General features: G+C 72.7%; 16 protein-coding genes and 1 pseudogene. 9 read left to right on the top strand and 8 right to left on the bottom strand.

Translation table 11 applies throughout. The features are described 5' to 3' along the window. Positions 1-8: 8 nt before the first annotated feature. Entirely contained in the window at positions 9-515 is a 507-nt protein-coding gene (locus ACZ6B1_RS06360; RefSeq protein ID WP_468775469.1) for a MarR family winged helix-turn-helix transcriptional regulator, read from the bottom strand. Positions 516-623: 108 nt separating this feature from the next. Between ACZ6B1_RS06360 and ACZ6B1_RS06355 the strand changes: the two genes are divergently transcribed. Next, entirely contained in the window at positions 624-1637 is a 1014-nt protein-coding gene (locus ACZ6B1_RS06355; protein ID WP_468775467.1) for an EamA family transporter, read from the top strand. Here the strand turns inward: ACZ6B1_RS06355 and ACZ6B1_RS06350 are convergent. The 3 genes and pseudogenes from ACZ6B1_RS06350 to ACZ6B1_RS06340 all read right to left on the bottom strand — a co-directional run. After that, positions 1544-1795: pseudogene (locus ACZ6B1_RS06350) on the bottom strand (DUF1203 domain-containing protein); the annotation flags it as partial. The gene ACZ6B1_RS06355 and the pseudogene ACZ6B1_RS06350 sit on opposite strands and share 94 nt — an antisense overlap. A 323-nt stretch (positions 1796-2118) precedes the next feature. Then, the gene (gene pepN / locus ACZ6B1_RS06345; protein ID WP_468775465.1) at positions 2119-4689 is read right to left on the bottom strand and encodes an aminopeptidase N; all 2571 of its coding nucleotides are present in this window, start codon (positions 4687-4689) and stop codon (positions 2119-2121) included. Positions 4690-4876: 187 nt separating this feature from the next. Further along, positions 4877-5896 carry an aspartate-semialdehyde dehydrogenase gene (locus tag ACZ6B1_RS06340; RefSeq protein WP_468775463.1) on the bottom strand — a complete coding sequence of 340 codons (1020 nt, stop codon included), beginning with the start codon at positions 5894-5896 and terminating at the stop codon, positions 4877-4879. A 342-nt stretch (positions 5897-6238) separates the two neighbouring features. On the opposite strand from ACZ6B1_RS06340, the gene ACZ6B1_RS06335 reads away from it, so the two are divergent. Genes ACZ6B1_RS06335 through ACZ6B1_RS06325 form a run of 3 tightly spaced genes read left to right on the top strand, consistent with a single transcriptional unit; the run spans position 6239 to position 7929 of the window. After that, complete coding sequence (locus tag ACZ6B1_RS06335; RefSeq protein ID WP_468775461.1) at positions 6239-6784, top strand: sigma-70 family RNA polymerase sigma factor; 546 nt, start codon at positions 6239-6241, stop codon at positions 6782-6784. A 1-nt stretch (position 6785) separates the two neighbouring features. Further along, entirely contained in the window at positions 6786-7766 is a 981-nt protein-coding gene (locus ACZ6B1_RS06330) for a hypothetical protein (protein WP_468775459.1), read from the top strand. Next, entirely contained in the window at positions 7744-7929 is a 186-nt protein-coding gene (locus ACZ6B1_RS06325; protein WP_468775457.1) for a hypothetical protein, read from the top strand. The genes ACZ6B1_RS06330 and ACZ6B1_RS06325 overlap by 23 nt, the downstream gene beginning before the upstream one ends. Positions 7930-7996: 67 nt before the next feature. Here ACZ6B1_RS06325 and ACZ6B1_RS06320 read toward each other — a convergent pair whose 3' ends face one another. Together ACZ6B1_RS06320 and ACZ6B1_RS06315 are read right to left on the bottom strand one after the other, a co-directional pair. Further along, positions 7997-11305: a S8 family serine peptidase gene (locus ACZ6B1_RS06320; RefSeq protein ID WP_468775455.1), complete on the bottom strand. Its 3309-nt coding sequence runs from the start codon at positions 11303-11305 to the stop codon at positions 7997-7999. A 156-nt stretch (positions 11306-11461) separates the two neighbouring features. Further along, positions 11462-12004, bottom strand: coding sequence for a CGNR zinc finger domain-containing protein (locus ACZ6B1_RS06315; RefSeq protein ID WP_468775453.1), 543 nt, complete (start codon positions 12002-12004; stop codon positions 11462-11464). Between the two features lie 108 nt (positions 12005-12112). Here ACZ6B1_RS06315 and ACZ6B1_RS06310 point away from each other — a divergent pair, with 108 nt between their 5' ends. From ACZ6B1_RS06310 to ACZ6B1_RS06290, 5 genes are all read left to right on the top strand, one after another. Beyond that, positions 12113-12562 (top strand): VOC family protein, encoded by a 450-nt coding sequence (locus tag ACZ6B1_RS06310; protein ID WP_468775451.1) that lies wholly within the window; start codon positions 12113-12115, stop codon positions 12560-12562. Positions 12563-12573: 11 nt separating this feature from the next. Beyond that, complete coding sequence (locus tag ACZ6B1_RS06305; protein ID WP_468775449.1) at positions 12574-13461, top strand: pyridoxamine 5'-phosphate oxidase family protein; 888 nt, start codon at positions 12574-12576, stop codon at positions 13459-13461. 9 nt (positions 13462-13470) lie between these two features. Then, on the top strand, positions 13471-13959 hold the full coding sequence (locus tag ACZ6B1_RS06300; RefSeq protein ID WP_468775447.1) for an NUDIX hydrolase: 489 nt from the start codon (positions 13471-13473) through the stop codon (positions 13957-13959). A 200-nt stretch (positions 13960-14159) separates the two neighbouring features. After that, positions 14160-15908, top strand: a complete 1749-nt coding sequence (locus tag ACZ6B1_RS06295) for a TIGR03767 family metallophosphoesterase (RefSeq protein WP_468775445.1) — start codon at positions 14160-14162, stop codon at positions 15906-15908. Between the two features lie 91 nt (positions 15909-15999). Further along, on the top strand, positions 16000-17151 hold the full coding sequence (locus tag ACZ6B1_RS06290; protein ID WP_468775443.1) for a serine hydrolase domain-containing protein: 1152 nt from the start codon (positions 16000-16002) through the stop codon (positions 17149-17151). A 10-nt stretch (positions 17152-17161) separates the two neighbouring features. Here ACZ6B1_RS06290 and ACZ6B1_RS06285 read toward each other — a convergent pair whose 3' ends face one another. Then, positions 17162-18202: a hypothetical protein gene (locus ACZ6B1_RS06285; protein ID WP_468775441.1), complete on the bottom strand. Its 1041-nt coding sequence runs from the start codon at positions 18200-18202 to the stop codon at positions 17162-17164. Between the two features lie 207 nt (positions 18203-18409). Beyond that, entirely contained in the window at positions 18410-20992 is a 2583-nt protein-coding gene (pepN, locus tag ACZ6B1_RS06280; protein ID WP_468775439.1) for an aminopeptidase N, read from the bottom strand. Positions 20993-21064: the final 72 nt, after the last annotated feature.

Here is a 21064-nt window from a genome sequence, read left to right as displayed (position 1 = left end):
CTGCCCGCCTAGCGCGTCCCGGAGAGCAACTCCCTCAGCAGGCCGGCCAGTTGGCCGGCCTGCTCGGCGTCCAGGTGGGACAGGGCCTCCGTCTGGACGGCGAGACCCGCGCCGACCGCCCGGTCGATGACGTCCAACCCCTTCTCGGTCAGGGTCACCTGGAGCCCGCGGCGGTCGTGGGGGTCGGGGGAGCGGCGCAGCAGCCCGGCCCGCTCCAGTTTGTCGAGGCGGCCGGTCATGCCGCCGGTGGTGAGCATCAGGGTCGCCGAGAGCTGGCGCGGGGACAGGGTGTACGGCTCGCCGGAGCGGCGCAGTGTCGCCAGCACGTCGAACTCGCCGCGGGAGACGCCGTAGGGCTCGTACGCCTTCTCCATGCGGTCGCCCATGGCGCGGGAGAGGCGGTGGATGCGCCCGAAGACCTCCATCGCCCGGGTGTCGAGGTCGGGGCGGACGGCCGCCCACTGACCGATGATCGCGTCGACGGGATCGTGGGGCTGCTGCCGGCCTGCGTTCATGTGCCGAGTATCGCCATTCGGGACGGTCGTCGGCAAGAAAGTGGCTTGACGATAAGTTGCTTGCGACTAAGCTACTTACCACTTGCTGAAATCCGTGAAAGGCCCGTGATGAAGCGCCCCACGACCGTCCTGCTCACCGCCCTCGCCCCCGTCTCCTGGGGCACGACCTACGCCGTCACCACCGAGTTCCTGCCGCCGGACCGCCCCCTGTTCACGGCCCTGGTCCGCGCCCTGCCCGCCGGGCTGTCGCTGCTCGCCCTCACCCGGGTGCTGCCGCGCGGCATCTGGTGGGCGAAGGCGGCCGTGCTGGGCGCGCTGAACATCGGCGCCTTCTTTCCGCTGCTGTTCGTGTCGGCGTACCGGCTGCCCGGCGGGATGGCCGCCGTGGTCGGCTCGGCCGGGCCGCTGTTCGTGGTCGGCCTCTCGGCACTGCTGCTGCGGGAGCGGCCGGGCGTCCGCACGCTGGTCACCGGGGCCGTGGCCGCGCTCGGCGTCAGCCTCGTCGTACTCAAGGGGGCCGGCGCCCTCGACGCGGCCGGGGTGCTCGCGGCCGTCGGCGCCACGGCCTCGATGGCGGCGGGGACGGTGCTGACCCGGCGCTGGGGCCGGCCGGACGGCGTGGGCCCGCTCGCCCTCACCGGCTGGCAGCTCACCGCCGGCGGTCTGCTCGTCGCCCCCGTCGCCCTGCTGGCCGAGGGCGCCCCGCCGGCGCTCGACGGCCGCGCGATCGGCGGCTACCTCTACCTCGCGCTGGCGAACACGGCGGTCGCCTACTGGCTCTGGTTCCGCGGCATCGGCCGGCTCGGCGCCACCCGGGCCGGCTTCCTCGGCCCGCTCTCCCCGCTGACCGCCGCCGTGACCGGCTGGGCGGCCCTGGGGCAGGCGCTCACCCCCGTGCAGGTGCTCGGCATGGCCCTGGCGTTCGCGGCGACGGCGGCCGGGCAGCTCGGGAGCGCGGCGGACTACGGGCGCCGTACCTCGTACAGGAAGCACCCGTACTCCACCGCCCGCACGTGCACCAGCGCCACCTCCGGGTCGGCGAAGGCCTCGGCCAGCGCCGGTTCGAAGCCGTCCGGGTCCTCGACCAGACGGCCCCCGAGGATGCGGCCGTCGGCGGAGTAACGGCGCAGCGTGCGATGGGCGCCCGTGAACGGGAGCGCGTCGCCGCCCGGTCCGGCGCACTCCCCGGCGTGGATGAAGACGGGGCCCTGCTCGTCGTAGGCCCCCGGGTCGGCGCCCGTCGCGGCCGCCCAGCGGCGCAGGGGCGCGTACGACACCATGGCCACGCGCTCGCCCGGTGTGCTGCGGCGCAGGCAGCAGCGCAGCGGTGCGCCGCCCTCGGTGTCCTCGAAGGCGGTCATGGGGCGGGCCGCGTCGTCCGAGACGCGCAGCTCAGCGAGGGCCGGGGGCGTCAGGGGGCATGCGGTGTAGGTCGTCATACGGCCAGCGTGGCCCGCGGAGGGGCCGCGCACCGGCGGAATCCGGACGTCGAACCCGGCGCCCCGGCCGGGACGTCGAACACGGCGCCCCGGCCGCACCGGCCGCACGGAAAAGGGCGCCCGGTGCGAGACCGGGCGCCCTGGTAGCCGAAGCCGTACCGGGGTTACGCGGTGGCCGCGTCCGCCGCCTGGGCCCTCAGCGCGCGCTCGACGCCCGAGCGGGACTCCGAGACCAGCCGGCGCAGGGCCGCGCCGGGTTCGGCCGAAGACAGCCAGTCGTCCGTCTTGGCCAGCGTGTCCTCGGAGATCTGCACCGCCGGGTACAGGCCGACCGCGATCTGCTGGGCCATCTCGTGCGAACGGGCGTCCCAGACGTCCTTGAGGACCTCGAAGTACCGCTCCGCGTAAGGCGCCAGCAGCTCCCGCTGGTCGGTCTGCACGAAGCCGCCGATCACGGCCTCCTGTACGGCGTTCGGCAGCTTGTCGGAGTCGACGACCGACGCCCAGGCCTCCGCCTTGGCCTCCGGCGTCGGACGGGCCGCCCGGGCGGTGGCCGCGTGCCGCTCACCGGCCGCGGTCCGGTCCCGCTCGTACTCCGCCGCGATCTCCGCCTCGTCGAAGCGGCCGACCGCCGCGAGCCGCTCCACGAACGCCCAGCGCAGCTCCGTGTCGACGACCAGACCCTCGATGGTCTGCGAGCCGTCCAGCAGAGCGTCCAGCAGGTCGAGCTGCTCCGGCGTACGGGCCGTCGCCGCGAACGCCCGCGCCCAGGCGAGCTGGTGGTCGCTGCCCGGCCCGGCCGAGCGCAGGTGGGCCAGCGTGGCGTCGGTCCAGCGGGTCAGCAGCGCCTCACGGGCGGCCGGGTCGGCGTACAGGTCGATCGCCAGCTTCACCTGGCGCTGCAGCGACTGCACCACACCGATGTCGGACTCCTTGCCGATGCCGGACAGCACCAGCGACAGGTAGTCCCGGGTGGCCAGCTCGGCGTCGCGGGTCATGTCCCAGGCCGAGGCCCAGCACAGGGCGCGCGGCAGGGAGGCCTCGAAGTCGCCGAGGTGCTCGGTGACGGTCCGCAGCGAATCCTCGTCCAGCCGGACCTTCGCGTACGACAGGTCGTCGTCGTTGAGCAGCACGACGGCCGGCCGGCGCCTGCCGGAGAGCTGCGGCACGGCCGTCAGCTCGCCGTCGACGTCCAGCTCGATCCGGTCGGCGCGCACGAGCTTGCCGCTGCCGTCAAGGTCGTACAGGCCGATGGCGATGCGGTGCGGGCGCAGCACCGGTTCGCCCTGGGCGCCGGCGGGCAGCGCCGGGGCCTCCTGGCGGACGGCGAAGGAGGTGATGACACCCTCCGCGTCCGTCTCGACCTCCGGGCGCAGCACGTTGATGCCGGCCGTCTCCAGCCACTGCTTCGACCAGGTCTTCAGATCGCGGCCGGAGGTCTCCTCCAGGGCGCCCAGCAGGTCGGACAGGCGCGTGTTGCCGTACGCGTGCCGCTTGAAGTAGGCCTGCACGCCCTTGAAGAACTCGTCCTCGCCGACGTACGCGACGAGCTGCTTGAGCACGCTCGCGCCCTTGGCGTACGTGATGCCGTCGAAGTTGACGAGCACGTCGTCCAGGTCACGGATGTCGGCCATGATCGGGTGCGTGGAGGGGAGCTGGTCCTGGCGGTACGCCCAGGTCTTCATGGAGTTCGCGAACGTCGTCCACGCGTGCGGCCAGCGGGAGCCGGGCGCGGCGGCCTGGCAGGCGATGGAGGTGTAGGTGGCGAACGACTCGTTCAGCCACAGGTCGTTCCACCACTCCATGGTGACCAGGTCGCCGAACCACATGTGGGCCAGCTCGTGCAGGATCGTCTCGGCGCGCACCTCGTACGCCGCGTCGGTCACCTTGGACCGGAAGACGTACTGGTCGCGGATGGTGACCGCGCCCGCGTTCTCCATCGCGCCGGCGTTGAACTCGGGCACGAAGAGCTGGTCGTACTTCTTGAACGGGTAGGCCAGCCCGAACTTCTCCTGGAACCAGTCGAAGCCCTGCCGGGTCACCTCGAAGATGGCGTCCGAGTCCAGGAACTCGGCCAGCGAGGGACGGCAGTAGATGCCGAGCGGCACGCTCTGCCCGTCGCGCTCGTACACGCTGTGCACCGAGTGGTACGGGCCGACGATCAGCGCCGTGATGTACGACGAGATGCGCGGCGTCGGCTCGAAGACCCAGACGTTCTCCTCGGGCTCCGGCGTCGGCGAGTTGGAGATGACCGTCCAGCCCTCCGGCGCCTTCACGGTGAACTGGAAGGTCGCCTTCAGGTCCGGCTGCTCGAACGAGGCGAAGACCCGGCGGGCGTCCGGCACCTCGAACTGGGTGTACAGGTACGCCTGCTCGTCCACCGGGTCCACGAAGCGGTGCAGGCCCTCGCCGGTGTTGGTGTAGGCGCAGTCGGCGACGACGCGCAGGATGTTGCGCCCGTCCAGCAGGTCGGGCAGCGCGATGCGCGAGTCGGCGAACACCTCGGCGGGGTCGAGCGAGTCCCCGTTCAGCGTCACCTCGTGGACGGCCGGGGCCACCAGGTCGATGAAGGACGTGGCGCCCCTGGTCGCCACGTCGAAGCGCACCGTGGTCACGGACCGGTAGGTGCCGCCCTCCTGCGCGCCGGAGAGGTCGAGATCGATCTCGTACGAGTCAACGGTGAGCAGCTTCGCCCGCTGCCGCGCCTCTTCGCGAGTCAGGTTTGTGCCAGGCACGCGGTCATCTCCTCGTTATGTGTGGGTTGCGCCATCCTTCCATGGCGGCCACGGGGAAAGCGATGAGCCCGGGCATGCGAAAGGGGCGGTCACGCGCACGTGACCGCCCCGAGGGCCTGTTGCCAATGTCCCCGCCCGCTCTTCGGGCGAAGGACGGGGCTTTCGCGGCAGGCCCCGGCACCGGTGCCTACTTCTCGGACAGCTCGGCCGCCACAAGTTCCGCGATCTGGATCGCGTTCAGCGCGGCGCCCTTGCGGAGGTTGTCGTTGGAGACGAACAGCGCCAGGCCGTTGTCCGCGGTCTCGTCGCGGCGGATGCGGCCGACGTACGACGGGTCCTGGCCGGCCGCCTGCAGCGGGGTCGGGATGTCGGAGAGGGCGACGCCCGGGGCGCCCGCGAGCAGCTCGGTCGCCCGCTCCGGGCTGAGCGGCCGGGCGAAACGGGCGTTGACCTGGAGGGAGTGGCCGGAGAAGACCGGGACGCGCACGCAGGTGCCGGAGACCTTCAGATCCGGGACCTCCAGGATCTTGCGGGACTCGTTGCGCAGCTTCTGCTCCTCGTCGGTCTCGTTGAGACCGTCGTCGACGATGGAGCCGGCCAGCGGGAGCACGTTGAAGGCGATGGGGCGCTTGTAGATCTGGGGCTCGGGGAAGTCGACCGCCGCGCCGTCGTGGGTCAGCTTGTCGGCCTCGGCGGCCACCTTCTGCACCTGGCCGTGCAGCTCGGCCACGCCCGCCAGGCCGGAGCCGGAGACGGCCTGGTAGGTGGCGACGACCAGCGCCTCGAGGCCGGCCTCCTCGTGCAGCGGCTTCAGGACCGGCATCGCGGCCATCGTGGTGCAGTTCGGGTTGGCGATGATGCCCTTGGGCCGGTCGGCCACGGCGTGCGGGTTCACCTCGGCGACCACCAGGGGCACCTCGGGGTCGCGGCGCCAGGCCGAGGAGTTGTCGATCACCACGGCGCCCTGGGAGGCGACCTTCTCGGCCAGCGCCCTGGAGGTCGCGCCGCCCGCGGAGAAGAGCACGATGTCCAGGCCGGAGTAGTCGGCGGCCGCCGCGTCCTCCACCGTCACTCCGTCCAGCACGGTCCCGGCCGAGCGGGCCGAGGCGAACAGGCGCAGTTCGGTGACCGGGAAGTTCCGCTCCGCGAGGATCCTGCGCATGACCGTGCCGACCTGACCGGTGGCTCCGACGATTCCGACCCTCACGGCGACTCCCTCTGTGTGTCTGTTGCTGCTTGCCTTCGCATGACCGGGGCTTTTCCATCATGCGGCCAGTCCCGGTCCACCTGTCCAATTCTTTGCGGTGCCTGCCCGGAAAGTGGGACACGATCGCCCGGCGTCCGGTTCCGGACCTCCGTCGTGCACCGCGCTGAGCTGCAGATGTTTCCCCAGCGGCGGCCCCGCGCCGGAAGCTGTGCTGTGCCGCCCCTGCCCGCCGGGGCTCCGCCCACACGGCGGTGTGACGTACGCCTCTCGGGTCTGCGGCGCCCGGCCGAACGTTTCCGCCCCCTCGTGCGTCGTAGGGGCAAACGCGTGAGGGGGTGGCTAGTGCTGCGCGGAAGGGCGCGCCGCGACCAGGGGGCGTACGCCGGTGCGGACCGTACCGGCGGGGACCCCCTGGACACGGCCCAGGAACGCCGGGTGCGGGCGGTGCTCGCGCTCGGCGGGGTGCCGCAGGCGGACCTGCCGGACGGGGTGCAGCAGGTCCGCCTGCGGCTGCTGGAGCGAGCCGCGAGCGGGCGCGAGGCGCCGCGGGACGTGTCGGCGTGGGCGGCGGTGGTCGCCTCCAACCTCGCCATGGACTGGCACCGGGCCAAGCGGCGCCAGGAGCGGCTGGGGGAGCGGCTGGCGGCCCTGCGCGAGCCGGCGCACCCGTCGGGCGAGGAGACCAGCGTGCTCTCCCTCGCCGTCGCCCGGGGCCTGGACGGACTGCCCGACGCCCAGCGCCAGGTCCTGATCCTGCGCTTCTTCGCCGACCTGCCGGTGCGCGGCATCGCCGAGGAGCTGGGTGTTCCCGAGGGCACGGTCAAGAGCCGGCTGCACACGGCGGTCCGCGCCCTGCGCCGGCGACTGCACGAGGACGAGGTGGTGTGAGATGCCCGCCGGACACGAGGGCACCGGGGAGCACGGCGGCATGGACGCCCTGATGGCCGCGATCACGGGCACCCCCCTGCCACCGGACGCCCACGACGACCCGGCCCTCCTCGCGGAACACCGGTCGGCCGAGGCGGACGTGGCGGCGCTGAGGGAACAACTGACATGGCTCGCGGAGGCCCTGACGGGGGAGCGACAGGAGGCGGATCCGGCGGCGGGCAAGGCGGACGCACCGGTGCCCGAGGAGGGGGCCGGCCCCGAGGAACCTGAGCCTGCGGGGGCCGGGCCCGAGGAAGCCGGGCCTGCGGGCGCCGCCGCGTCCGCCCCGAGCGGCGCTCCGGCCGCGAGGCGCGCCCGGAGCGCCCGGCGTCCGGCCGGTTCGGCGGGTCCGGCGCGCCCCCCGCGCCCGGGCCGCCCGTCCGGCCCGCGCCGGGCGCTGCGCCTCGCGCTGGGCACGCTCGCCGGAGCGGCGGCCATCGGCATGGTCGCGGGGCTCGGCTGGCTGGTGGCGCGGCCGGGCGGGGCCGCCTCGATGAGCTCGGACAAGAGCGCCGACGCGAAGAGCCAGGCGGATTCCCCGTCCCGAGCCGAGGGCGGGAAGGGGCAGTCGTCCGGCCCCGGGCCGGCGCTCGCCTGCTACCGGCTGGTCGCCGAGGGCACCGTCGCCCGGGTGGACCGGCGGACGCACGCCCCCCGGATCCACGTCGTGCTCACCGTGACCCGCTCCTACCGGCCCGGCCACGGCCCGTCGGAGGTCTCCTTCCTCCTCGGCGCCGCCGCGAAGCCGGCCCCGCGTCCGGGGCAGCACGTCCTGGTCGGGGTGGGCCGGGACCGGCAGGAGGCCACCCTGTGGGCCGTCGGCGACAGCCGGGTGGCCACCGAACGCGACCGGCTCACAGGGACCCCGCCCGCGTCCCCGCCGACGGCGTGCCCGTCCGAGGAGGTGACCGGTGCCCCGGGTGGGACGACCGACGAGCCGTGAGCGGGGCACCGTGAAGCCGTGGCGGTGGGCGGTCGCCGTGGGGGCGCTGCTGCTGCTCCTCGCGTCGGCGGTCGTCGTCCACGTCCTGTCGGAGCGGGGCCACGCCGACGTCGACCGCGTCTGCGGGCCGGGCCCGGGGGCGGACTGCGCCGGGGACCGCTGACCCGGCCGACAGCACGAGGGGCGGGTGCCCGTGTCCGGACACCCGCCCCTCACCTGGGGTCACCCCGTTACGGCGTGACCTTCTCGATCTTCACGCTGCCGGTGCCGGCGGCCGTGCCGTGGCCGTTCACCAACTGGACCTGGCCGAAGAACTCGCGGCCCGCGGGGGCCTCGGCGGCGGCCGTGACCTGAGCGCTCACCGTGGCCGAGTCGCCCGTGCCGAGCTTGACCGCGGCCGAGCCGTCGACCGTGACGCTGCCGAGCGTGCCGGCGAAGAACACGTCCCGGTAGTCGTAGTCGGTCGAGCCGGAGGGAACCGAGTAGCCGACGACCTTGACGGTGTACGTGCCGGCGGCCGGGGACGGGATGGAGACCGCCTCCTCCGAGTCGCCGTCCGCGGACTGCGCGACCTGCGTGCCGCTCGCGTCGTACACGGTCAGGTCCAGGTCGGCGGCGGCGTCGGAGACGCCACCGATCGCGACGTCAAGGGACTTGGCGCCGGCCGGGACGTCCACCGTGGTGGTCTGCGTCTCGCCCTCCTTGATGGACGGGCGGGCCGTCTTGGAGGAGCCCAGCGGGCCGCCGACCAGCTTGCCGTCCAGCGCCGCGAACTTGTTGGTCACCTTCCAGGAGACGGCGGCCGGCGTGCCGACCTTCGCCTCGGGCACGGTCACGGTCTCCGGGTCGAAGGCCGCGCCGAGCACGGTGACGTCCAGCTTGTACGGGTTGTCCAGCAGCGGGGACGTACGGCGGGACTCGACCTCGATCTCCCAGACGCCGGGCTGCGGGTCGGCGTAGGAGCGGACGTCCGGCTTGCAGCCGTTGCCGTCGAGGTAGTTGTTGTAGCAGTACGGAGTGCTGGTGTTGTCCACCGGAGTGCCGTACGGGTGGATGGAGATGAACCGGGTCTGGCTCTTGTCCTTCAGCCCGCCGATCGCGACCTCCAGCGAGCTGGCGCCCTCGGGGACGGTCACGAAGTACGACCGGGTGCTGTTGCGCTGCACCGAACCGGACGCGGAGTAGGTGTAGTTCACCGGGGAGGCGACCACGACGGTGGTGAGGATCTGCTTGTCGACCCCCTCCGTGCGCGGGTCGTCGACGTCCAGGATCGCGCTCTTCAGGCCCGCCGACCCCGGAGCCGCCTGGACCTTGACCGTCACCGGCTGGTTCAGCGGCAGCCGCACGTCGTCGTCACCGACGATCCGGAAGGTCCGGCCGGCGTTGTTCTCGAGGCTCAGCTCGTGCCGCAGGGCACGGTCCGGGCCGGAGGTACGGGTGATGGTGACGTCGTACGTCTTGCGCTGGCCGACCTTCAGGCCGCCCTCGCGGTCGTACAGACCGGTGCCGAAGCCCGGGGTCTTCAGCGCGGAGTCGATCGCGGTGTCGACCGGGGCCTTCACGGTGTAGTCGTGGGCGGTGGCGCCGTCGCGGATCGCGTCCCAGGCGTCCACGATGTCGATGAGACCGGAGCCCTCCTCGTAGGCCTGGACGCCGCTGATGTGGTCGGCGGTCGAGGTCAGCGCCGTGCGCAGCTTCGCGGGCGTCAGGTCGATGCCCTTCTGCTTGGCGGCGCTCAGCAGCAGCGCGCTCGCGCCCGCCGCCTGCGGGGAGGCCATCGAGGTGCCCTGGAGCATCGAGTAGCCGGCCGGCAGCGAGTAGCCCGCCTCCGCGACCGGGGAGCCCGGCAGCCAGGTCTGGGTGGTGTTGATCGCGGCGCCCGGGGCGCTCAGGGTCGGGGTGAAGCCGCCGTCCTCACGCGGGCCGCGCGAGGAGAAGGGCATCATCGCGTACCTGGCCTCCACGGCCGAGCCGTAGTTGGCGGCCCAGGTCTCCTTGGAGATGGTCGCGCCGACGGAGATCACCTTGTCCGCGAGACCGGGGTCGCCGATGGTGTTGGCGCCGGGCCCGGAGTTGCCCGCGGAGATCACGAGCTGGACGCCGTAGGTGTCGATGAGCCGCGTGTACAGCTCGGCGCGCGCGTTGTTGCCGTCGTTCAGCGCCGGCAGACCGCCGATGGACATGTTGACGATGTCCACGCCGCGGTTGGCGACGAGGTCGATCATGCCCTCGGTGAGCGCGACGTTGGTGCAGCCGCCGCTCCAGGTGCAGGCACGGGAGGAGACGAGCTTCGCGCCCGGGGCCGCGCCGTTCATCCGCCCGCCGAACAGGCCGTTGGCGGAGGTGATGCCGGCGACGTGCGTGCCGTGCTCGGACTCGATGACGCCGATGTTGACGAAGTCGGCCGTCTTGCCGACCCAGTCGCCGCCGTACGGGTCGGTCGGCACGTCCTTGCGGATCTGGACGACGAACGGCTGCCGCTCGACCACGTCGGTCTTCGGGTCGTCGGTGCCGAAGTACCCGATCTGGTAGCCGTCCTTGTACGGCTTCATCGGGGTGTCGTCGGTGAAGTCGAGGTTGTTGTTCAGGTCGACGCGGACGGTTCCGGCGGCCGGGTCGTAGAGCACGCCCCAGACGTCGGTGGTGTCGCCGTCCCGGTTGGCGTCGCCCTTGGCGTCGCCGCCGGCCGTCGACGACTCGCGGAACAGGTTGACCTGGTAGCTGCCCTCGGGCGCCTTCCAGGTCGCGCCGCCGTAAGCGAACGAGGGGCCGCTGACCGGGTTGGTCATCCGGCGCCAGGTGCCGTCGGCGTCGATGATCGGGTCGGTGGCGGTCACCCAGTCGGTGATCTTCCGCTCGCCCGTGGTGGTCTTCTGCAGCGCCGGGTGGCCGAGGTCCACGCCGGAGTCGAGGATGCCGATGGTGATGCCCCGGCCGTCCGCCTTCGGGTGGTCCTGGACGAAGTCGACGGCACCGGTCTCGAAGGACGGGTTGTACGGGTTCTCGGCCGGGGTGCTCTTGCCCGGTCCGGAGTAAGTGGCCGCCGAACCCTTGCCCTTGGCCCCCTGGGCGGTGTCCGCGGCGGGCGTCGGGTCGTCCAGCGCGATCTCCTGGCGCAGGTCGATCGCGTGCACCGAGGACAGTTTCGCGGCGGCCGCGATCGCGGAGTCCGCCTTCGCGGTCGGGACGGTGGCGCGGACGTAGCCGAGCTTGTCGTAGGTGCGGCCCACCGAGCCGCCCTTGACCCCGTCCAGCTCCGAGGCGACCTGCTCGGTCTGCCCGGGCGCGGTGGCGATCATCATCGTGACGTTCTTGTCGCCGTCGGCCTTGGCCTCGGCGAGCCGGTCGGCGTCGTCCGAACCGAGCTTGTCGTGGGCGGACTTGACGGCGGGATCGGCCGTGGCGGGCGGCGCGTCCGCGCCGAGGGCCAGCGGTACCGGCCCGGCCGCGGAGAGGGCGGCCACCACGCCGACGGCCACGGCTATGCGGGCCAGGCGTCTCGGGCCGGATATCGGGTCGCGCTCGGGGGTGTGGGTCATCGGCATCCCTTGCAGGTGAGTTACCAGTGCCGGACGAGCGCACAGCTTTACCCAAGGCAAGGGAATTTGGGGACCGTTGACCTGAACGTAATCAATGTATGGGGAAAACCCCCGGTGGGATTTGGCAGGATGAATCCCGTCGCCTCCCGGATTGCCTCAACTCTCCTTCGAGCGGGCGTAATGCCGGGACGCCTTGGCGCGGTTTCCGCACGACGCCATAGAGCACCAGCGGCGGGTGCCGTTCCGGGAGGTGTCGAAGAAGTGCAGGACGCACGCCTCGTGGGCGCAGCGGCGGATCCGGTCCGGGGCCCGGTCGAGCAGGGCCAGGTAGTCGCGGGCGGCGAGCCAGGCCGGCGCCCAGGAGGCGTCGGTGAACTCCGGCTCCTCGAGCGCCCCCGCGCCGGTCAGCCGCGCCCTGATGCGCCCGTGCGCCAGCACGGCGTCCACGAGCGGCGCGCCTTCCTCCAGTGACCCGTCCACCGCGGCGCCGAGCGCCTCGCGTGCCTGCCGCAGATGACGCAGTACGTCCGCGTCGGCCGGGTGCTCGCCGTCCAGGCCGTTGTCCGCGAGCCACACCGCGAGGCCCTCGGTGCCGTCGAGCAGGTCCTGGGTCACGCCCTCCTTGTTCCACCGGGTGTTGAGCAGGTCGAGCGCGAGGGGCTCACCGGTGAGCGGGCGGGGGTCACGGGCGGTGGACATGAGGGGCTCCTTCACTGCTAACCGGTCAAGCGTACGTGACCGGTTGACGCTGCTCATCCTAACCCTTAACGTGTCTTAAGAAGGTTAGACAGTCCGAAGGGGAGAGCCATGACCTTGCGCACCGGCCACACCGGCCTGAACGTCACCGACCTCGACCGTTCCCTCGCCTTCTACCGGGACGTCCTGGGCTTCGCGCTGCTCGCCGAGGGCAAGGAGGACGACCGCAGGTACGCGTTCCTCGGCGAGGCCGGGGGAGAGGGGCCCGTCCTCACCCTCTGGCAGCAGGCCCGCGGCTCCTACGACGGCGGCCTGGCAGGTCTGCACCACCTCGCCTTCACGGCCGGCTCGGTGGACCGGGTCCGGGAGTACGAGGCGGCGCTGAGGGCCGCCGGGGTGGAGTTCGCCCACGAGGGTGTCGTCGCCCACCGGGAGGGCTCGGCCTCGGGCGGGATCTTCTTCCACGACCCGGACGGCACCCGCCTGGAGATCTCCGTCCCGCACGGCGCCGAGGGCGCGCCCGCCCCGCACGCCACTGCTCCGACCTGCGGTTTCTTCTAGGAGCTCGCGCCATGAGCGTCTATCACGCCGGTTCCCGCGCCGTGCAGGACCTGGTCGGCGTACGGGACCGCGCCGACCACGTCGGCCGCTCCCTCGGGGCGGACATCAAACAGGTCGCGGCGGTTTTCCTGGAGCTTCAGCCACTGCTCGTCGTGGGCGCCGCCGACCCCGCCACCGGGCGGGTGTGGGCCTCGCCGGTCACCGGCACCCCGGGCTTCGTCCGGGCCACCGGGCCCCGGCAGATGTCCGTCACGGCCGGGGTGCTCCCGGCCGACCCGCTCGCGACGGCCCTGACCACGCCGGGCACCTCCGTGGGCACCATCGCCCTCGACCCGCGCACCCGGCGCCGGATGCGCCTCAACGGCCGGCTCCGGCCCACTCCTCGCGGCTTCGCCGTCGGGGCGGAGCAGGTGTTCGCCAACTGCCCCAAGTACATCCAGCGCAGGGAGACCTTCGAGCGGGTGCCGGACCGCGAGCCGGGCACACCCCGCCCCCTGGACCGGCTCGACGAGGAGCAGGCCGGGCTCGTCGCGGCGGCCGACACCTTCTTCCTGGCCACCGTGCACACCGACGGCGCCGACGTCAGCCACCGCGGCGGCGACCCCGGCTTCGTCCGGGTCGTCTCACCGCGCGAACTGGCCTGGCCGGACTATCCCGGCAACGCCATGTTCCGCAGCCTCGGCAACCTGCACGCCGACCCGCGCGCCGGACTGCTCTTCCTGGACTGGACGACCGGCACCACCCTCCAGCTCACCGGCTCGGCCCGCACCGGGTTCGGCGCCGGCGGCGGGCGGACCGTCCGCTTCACCGTCACCGGCGCCGTACACATCCCGGCCGCCCTGCCGCTGCGCTGGTCCGCGCCGGAGTATTCACCCGCCAATCCGGACAACCCGCGCTAACGTCCCTGCATGCGAGAGAAGTTGAGGGTGGCGGCCTACGCCGTGTGCGTCCGTGACGGACAGATCCTGCTGGCCCGTTCACCGGCGCCCGGCGGCACCCACGAGTGGGTGCTGCCGGGCGGTGGCATGGAGCACGGCGAGGACCCGTACGACACCGTCCGGCGCGAGGTCGCCGAGGAGACCGGCTACCGGGTCGAGGTGACCCGGCTGCTCGGCGTGGACTCCTCCCGCCACGTCTTCCGCGGCGGCCGGCCCCCGCGCCGCACCGACCACCAGGGGGTGCGGATCGTCTACGAGGCCGAGATCACCGGCGGCGAACTCCGCCACGAGATCGGCGGATCCACCGACTTCGCGGCCTGGCAGGACCTGGACGCGGTGGCCGGCCTCACCCGGATCCGCCTCGTCGACGTGGCGCTGCGGCTGTGGCGCGAGCGCCCGGAGACCGGACATCTCGGGCCCGGGGCCCATCCCCTACCCCGGCAGATGAACGAAGAATGACCGTCCCCCGGCCACCCGCGTTCCACTCCGTGACCGCGCTCCGCGTGCCGTGATCCACGTACGGTGATCGGTGTCGCGCGTTGCCGCCCCGTTCACGCACAGGTCATCCCCGGTGCCAACCATCCAGAGCGAGCGGGGCGTTCGCGCCTGCGACGGCCCGCGACCACCGCCGACGCGTTCGCACCCGGGGAGATCGCGCCATGTCGCGCATACGCTCTGTCGCCACCTCCACGCTGGGGGTCCACCGCCGTACCGTGCTCGCCGCCGCCGGAGCGGTCTCGCTCTCCGCGGGCGTCGGCTACGCCCTTCGCCCCACCGACAGCCAGGCCGCCACCACCGCCGAGGCGCCCGTCGCCACCTCCCGCAGGGCGGCCCCGGCTCCGCTCGCCCCCTACACCAAGGGCACCACCCTCGCCTCCGTCGCCGCGCCCCTGAGCGGCTCCGGCTACCGGCGGCTCGGCGACGGCCCCGGCTGGAAGCGGGTCGTGCGGGACGAGCTGGCCGCCCCCAGGTCCGGACGCGCGGGCCGCCGTACCACCCTCGCGGCGTTCGTGCAGTTCACCGACCTGCACCTGATGGACGTGCAGCACCCTCTGCGTCTGGAGTTCCTGCGCGCCCACGACCCGCACGCCTGGCGCCCGCACGAGGCGCTCACCGTGCCCGGCGCCGTCTCGCTCGTCGAGCGGGTCAACGCGCTGCGCGGCGCCCCCGTCACAGGAGCCCCGCTGCACTTCGTGATGACCACCGGCGACAACACCGACAACAACGCCCACTCCGAACTGGAGTGGTTCATGAAGGTGATGAGCGGCGGCCGCATCACCCCGGACTCCGGGGACCCGCGCCACTACGAGGGCGTGCAGAACAGCGGCCTGAAGCTGTACTGGCAGCCCGGCTCCACGGCGCGCGACGGCGACAAGGCGCTCGGCTTCCCCTACCTGAAGGGCTTCCTGGCCGCCGCGACCCGCGAGGTCCGCAGTCCCGGCCTAAACCTGCCCTGGTACTCCACCGTCGGCAACCACGACGCCCTCCCGCTCGGCTGCTACGGCTCCCACGGCGACCCGTACCTCACCGAGGCGGCCATCGGCGGCCGGAAGCTGATGAGCGTCTCCGCCGCCGACGCGAAGAAGCTGCAGGACACCATCAAGAAGGCCACCGACCCCAAGGGCGTCGGCTACCGCGACTTCCTCAAGGCCCACGCCCGCTCCATGCGCCAGGTCACCCCGGACGAGAAGCGGGCCCCGTACACCCGGGCCGACTACCTGAAGGCCCACCTGGACCCCGCCCACCAGGGCCTCGGCCCGGCCGGCCACGGCTACTCCTCGGCGAACCTGGACGCGGGCACCCAGTACTACGCCTTCCGCATCTCCGAGGACGTCATCGGCATCAGCCTCGACACCACCGACCCCGGCGGCCACTACGAGGGGTCCGTCGGCACCGCCCAGCTCAAGTGGCTCGACAGGACGCTCAAGGACAACAAGGACTCCTACGCCGTCGTCTTCAGCCACCACACCAGCAAGACCATGACCAACACCCGCCCCGACCCGGGCCGCCCGGGGGAGCGCCGCCACAACGGCGCCGAGGTGGTCTCGGTGCTCTCCTCCCACCGCAATGTGCTCGCCTGGGTGAACGGCCACATCCACCGCAACGACATCACCCCGCACCAGGCCTCCGGCGGCCGCTCCTTCTGGGAGATCTCCACCGCCTCGCACGTCGACTTCCCCCAGCTCGCCCGGGTCGTCGAACTCGTCGACAACAAGGACGGCACGCTCTCCGTCTTCACCACCCTGGTCGAATCCGCCGCCCCGCACCGCACCGACCACGCCGACCTCTCGCAGACCGGCCTCGCCGCCCTCTACCGTGAGCTGTCGTACAACGCCCCGGGCGCGAACAAGGCGCTCGCGGGCGACGCGGCGGACCGGAACACGGAACTGGTGCTGAAGAAGGGCTGAGAGTCACTCACCCGGGTAACGGGCGGGCACGATCGCGCGCTGCCGGGTATCTCCCCCCGACCGCACCGGACACCACACGTTGGGGGACAGCATGCGCGTCCGCACCGCCCTGGTGGGCACCACCGCCCTGATCCTGTCGGCGGCCCTGGCGGGCCCGGCCGTCGCGGCGGGCCCCACAGCGGCCGGCCGCGACGCCGGCGGCCACCCGGCCACCCGCCGGGCGATCGAGGCGGCGGTCGCGGCGGGTGTGCCCGGGGTGACCGCCACCGCCAAGGACACCCGGGGCACCTGGTCGGCGACCGCGGGCGTCGGCGACATCGTCACGGGCGCGCCGCGCTCGGCCGCAGACCGCTACCGGGTCGGCAGCATCACCAAGGTCTTCGTCGCCACCGTCCTGCTGCAACTGGAGGCGGAGGGCCGGCTCACCCTGGACGGCACGGTGGACACCTGGCTGCCCGGGCTGCTGCGGGGCCACGGCCACGACGGCCGCCGGATCACCGTCCGGCAGCTGCTGAACCACACCAGCGGCATCCACGACTACACCTCCGACGCCGACTTCGTCCGCGCCTACTTCCTCAGGGACGGCTTCTTCCGGCACCGCTACGACACGCTCACCCCGCGGGACCTGGTGGAGACCGCCATGCGGCACGAGCCGGACTTCGCGCCGGGCACGTCCTGGAAGTACTCCAACACCAACTACGTCGTCGCCGGCATGGTGATCGAGAAGGTGACGGGCCGTTCGTACGCCACCGAGATCGAAAGGCGCGTCATCCGGCCGCTGCGGCTCACCGCCACCTCGCTGCCCGGCACCCGGGTCACCGTTCCCCGGCCCAGCGGCCGCGCCTACTCCAAGCTCGCCCTGACCTCGGCGGGCCCGACCTACGACGTCACCGAGCTCAACCCGTCCATCGCCTCCGCGGCCGGCGAGATGATCTCCGACTCGGCGGATCTCGGCCGCTTCCTCTCCGCCCTGCTGAGCGGCAAGCTGCTCCCGCCCCGGCAGCTCAAGGAGATGAAGACCACCGTGCGGGTCGAAGGCTCACCCGGCACCGGTTACGGACTGGGCCTGATGGACACCAGGCTGAGCTGCGGTGTCCATGTCTGGGGCCACGACGGCGGCATCCACGGCTCCGCCACCGCGGCGGTGACCACGGCCGACGGCCGGCACTCCCTCGCCCTCAACTTCAACGGCGACTGGGTGGGCGGCACCGGCGCCGTGACCGAGAAGGAGTTCTGCCGGTGAGGGTCCGGTCCTACGCCCGGGGCAGCACCACGACGTACGCGGCCGGATCGCGGTCTCCGGACGCCATGAGGGCCGTCCGGACCACTGCCGCCTGCTGCTCCATGGACTCCCTGAGCTTGCGGGGTGTGATGTGGACGACCGTGATCCCCAGCCGCTCCAGGTGCTCCCGCTTGCGCGCGTACTCCGACCACATCGCGTCCTCGTCCTGCCGGGGCGCGCGGGTGTCGAGCTCCACCGCGACCGCCTGCTCGGGCCAGTAGGCGTCCAGGCCGCCGAGGTGGGGTCCGCCGGGCAGGCGCAGGTCCACGTTCCAGACCGGGTCGGGCAGTCCGTGCTCGCCGACCATCCGGTACAGCCGGTCCTCCGCGACCGCCCGGCCCTCGGCCACCAGTGAGTCCACCGCGCCCACCACGTGCGGGCGGTTCAGCAGCTTCGCCCGGGTCAGCTCGCGCACCACCGCCGCGGGTTCGCAGTGACCCTCGCGCACCGCCTCGGTCAGCAGCCGGCGTACCGCGCCCGCGTCCGTCAGCCCGGCCACCGCGTCCGCCAGCGCGCGGGGCACCGGCGCCACCGGCAGGCCCGTCACCGCCACGGGTGTGGGCAGGTCCGGGGCGCGCAGCACGTGGACGTAGCCCGTGGTGCGCAGCCGGCGCAGCCGCGGGACCAGGACGTCGACGCGGTCCAGGGACAGCAGTGGCGGGGTGGAGGAGAAGCCGTGCAGGGTGAGCGCCGCCAGGCCCGTGATCATCGTCTCCGGGTACACCGGGCGGTGCGGGTCGCCGGCCGTGGGCTGCGTGGGGACGCCGGGGACCGACTCCCGCGCCGCGTACAGCAGCGCGCCGTGCAGCCGCTCCTCGCTGGTGGGCGGGCCGGTGTGGAGCAGGACCACGTTCGGCAGCAGCAGCTGCCAGGTGCCGCCGGGGCGGCACTGCTCGTTCAGCTCGGCCGTGGAGACCCCGTGGGAGCGGAGCTGAGCGGCCGTCATGAGGCGTCGGCGGACCTCGGGGAGGTAGCGCAGGGTGCGGGGGGAGAGCGGGGTGTCGTGCGTCATGGCGTCGACGTTCCCGCGCTTCGTCCCCCCTGTAACCGCTGTTACATGCTCGTTGAGGAATGCGGACAACACGGCATTAAAGGGCGAGTGTTCGGATGCCGATTGGGGACCGGAAACCCCTGGTCCGATCGGGTGCGGATCAGGGGTTACGGCTGCTATTGACTGAATTCCGTAACGGTCACCGGAAGCGGAATCCCTGGCCAAGGCTCATCGGCCGGCCGCCGCCGCGTCGCACTCCTGTCCGCGCAGCGCCCGCGCCAGGTCGTCCCGTGCCTCCAGCACCAGCCGGCGCAGCGCCGGGGCCGCGTCCACGTGCGCCTCGAGCCAGGCGTCGGTCGCCTCCAGCGTCTCCGGCCGGTCCTGGTAGGAGGGGTACAGACCGCGCACGACGTCCATGCCGATCTGGATCGACCGCTCCCGCCACACCCGGTCGATCACCGCGAAGTACCTCTCCGCGTACGGCGCGGTGAGCTCCCGCTGCGAGGGCAGGCCGAAGCCCGCGATGGTCGCCTCCACGAGCGCGTTGGACAGCGCGTCGGACTCCACCACCTGCGCCCAGGCCTGCGCCTTCACCGCCGCCGACGGGCGGGCCGCCAGACAGCGGACCTGGTGCCGCTTGCCGGACGCCGTGTCGTCGCGGGCCAGTTCGGCCGCCAGCGCCGCCTCGTCCGCCACCCCGTGCGCCGCGAGCGGCTCGAGGAACGCCCAGCGCAGCTCCTGGTCCACCGCCAGACCGTCGACCGTCTCCGTGCCGTCCAGCAGGCCCTTCAGCAGGGCGAGGTCCGCCTCCGCCGAGGCCACCGTGGCGAGGAAGCGAGCCCAGGCGAGCTGGTGCTCACTGCCCGGCCCGGCATCCCGCAGCTCGCGCAGCGCCCCCTCGGCCACGAGCCGCTCCCCGGTCGCCCGCCAGTCCGGCGCCGCGTAGTGCACCAGCGCCGAGTTCGCCCAGGCGTGCAGCATCTGCAGCACGCCGATGTCGGACTCGCGGCCCGCGAACCGCAGCACCAGGCCGATGAAGTCCCGGGCCGGCAGCAGGGCGTCCCGGGTGAGGTTCCACAGAGCCGACCAGCACAGGGCGCGGGCCAGCGGGTCGGTGAGCGAGCCCAGGTGCTCGCGCAGGGTGGCCAGCGAGGTCTCGTCGAAGCGGACCTTGCAGTACGTCAGGTCGTCGTCGTTGACCAGCACCAGCTCCGGCGCCTGGGCACCGGCCAGCTCCGCCACGACCGTACGCGGGCCCTCGACGTCCGTCTCCACGCGCGCGTACCGCTCCAGCGCGCCCTCGGGCGTACGCCGGTACAGGCCCACCGCGACCCGGTGGGGACGCAGCTCGGGGTGGGCCTCGGGCGCATCCTGGACCACGGCGAGCTCGGCGATCCGGCCGCCCTCGGTGTCCAGCAGCACCTGCGGGGTCAGCGAGTTGACGCCGGCCGTCTGCAGCCAGGAACGGGCCCACACCGTCATGTCGCGGCCGCTGGTCTCCGCCAGTACCGACAGCAGGTCGCCCAGGCGGGTGTTGCCGTAGGCGTTGCGCTTGAAGTAGCGGCGGGCGCCCTCGAGGAAGGCGTCCTGGCCGACGTACGCCACGAGCTGCTTGAGCACGGAGGCGCCCTTGGCGTACGTGATGCCGTCGAAGTTGAGCTTGGCGTCCTGCAGGTCGCGGATGTCCGCGGTGATCGGGTGCGTGGAGGGCAGCTGGTCCGCGCGGTAGGCCCAGGCCTTGCGGCGGTTGGCGAAGGTGATCCAGGCGTCGGTGAAGCGGGTCGCGCCGACGTTCACGAACGTGCCCATGAAGTCCGCGAAGGACTCCTTCAGCCACAGGTCGTCCCACCACTCCATGGTGACCAGGTCGCCGAACCACATGTGGGCCATCTCGTGCAGGATCACGTTGGCCCGCGCCTCGTACGACGCCTGCGTCACCTTGCCGCGGAAGATGTACTCCTCGCGGAAGGTCACCAGACCCGGGTTCTCCATCGCCCCGAGGTTGTACTCGGGGACGAACGCCTGGTCGTACTTCCCGAACGGGTACGGGTAGTCGAAGTGGTCGTGGAAGAAGTCCAGGCCCTGCTTGGTGACCAGGAAGACGTCCTCGGCGTCGAAGTGCGGTGCGAGCCCCTTGCGGCACATCGCGCCCAGCGGGATCTCCAGCTTCGTGCCGTCCTCGAAGACCCGCTCGTAGTGGTCCGTCACATAGTGGTACGGCCCCGCCACCACGCAGGTGATGTACGTCGAGATCGGCTTGGTCTCCGCGAACCGCCAGACGCCGTCGCCGAGTTCACCCGCGCCGTTGCTCCACACCGTCCAGCCCTCGGGCGCCCGCACCTCGAAGCGGTACGGCGCCTTCAGGTCCGGCTGCTCGAAGTTGGCGTAGACCCGGCGGGCGTCGGCCGGCTCGTACTGGGTGTAGAGGTAGACCTCGCCGTCCTCGGGGTCGACGAAGCGGTGCATGCCCTCACCGGTGCGGGAGTAGGCGCACTGGGCGTCGACCGTCAGCTCGTTCTCGGCGGCCAGGTCCTCCAGCAGGATCCGGGAGCCGTCGAAGACCGCGCCGGGGTCCAGGTCCCTCCCGTTGAGTGTGACCGAGGTCACGCTCGGCGCGATCAGGTCGGCGAAGCTCGACGCGCCCGGCTCGTTGCAGCGGAACCTGATCACCGTCACCGAGCGGAAGGTGCGCGGTTCGGCGCCCCCGTCCCCGACGGCGGACCGCAGGTCCAGCGCCACCTCGTAGCCGTCCACCGACAGCAGGGCGGCCCGCTCCCGGGCCTCGTCGCGGGTCAGATTCTCACCGGGCACGTCGTGGCACTCCCTTGTGGTCGCTTGGACACCTCACAACAGGACCGATCCTGCCATGCGCACCTGACACGG

This window comes from Streptomyces sp. NPDC041129 (genome assembly GCF_055592265.1).
Note: the sequence above shows the minus strand (reverse complement) of the source record. Positions and strands in the feature narration are given on the sequence as shown.